The organism is Pseudomonas sp. 43(2021) (assembly GCF_017490805.1).
In the GTDB taxonomy this organism is placed as follows: domain Bacteria; phylum Pseudomonadota; class Gammaproteobacteria; order Pseudomonadales; family Pseudomonadaceae; genus Aquipseudomonas.
In genome coordinates, this window is record NZ_JAFGYJ010000550.1 from 1 (window position 1) to 440 (window position 440).

The 440-nt window shown below is 63.9% G+C and carries 1 protein-coding gene; it reads right to left on the reverse strand.

Features of this window, described 5'->3' with window-relative positions:
* Positions 1-440: phosphoribosylformylglycinamidine synthase subunit PurQ (locus tag J5M71_RS28640; RefSeq protein ID WP_207839052.1), on the reverse strand; the 440-nt coding region annotated here is incomplete at both ends.

Consider the following 440-nt stretch of genomic DNA (forward strand, 5'->3'; position numbering starts at 1 on the left):
GAACATGCGCATCCACGGCGCGTCTTCGTTCCAGTCTTCCGAACGCCACGAGTTCTGCACCGCACGGAACACACGCTCCGGGTGCGGCATCATGATCGTCACACGGCCGTCACGGCTGGTGAGGCCGGTGATCCCGCGCGGCGAGCCGTTCGGGTTGGCCGGATAGGCTTCGGTGACCTTGCCGTGGTTGTCGACAAAACGCATCGCCACGCAACCGGACAGATCGGCTTCCAGCAGTGCTTCTTCGCTGGCGAACTCGGCATGCCCTTCACCGTGGGCGATGGCGATCGGCATGCGCGAACCGGCCATGCCCTGCAGGAAGATCGAGTTCGATTCCTGGATCTGCACCATCGCCACCCGCGCTTCGAACTGCTCGGAGCGGTTGCGCACGAAGTGCGGCCAGAATTCGCTACCCGGGATCAGCTCGTGCAGGTTGGACA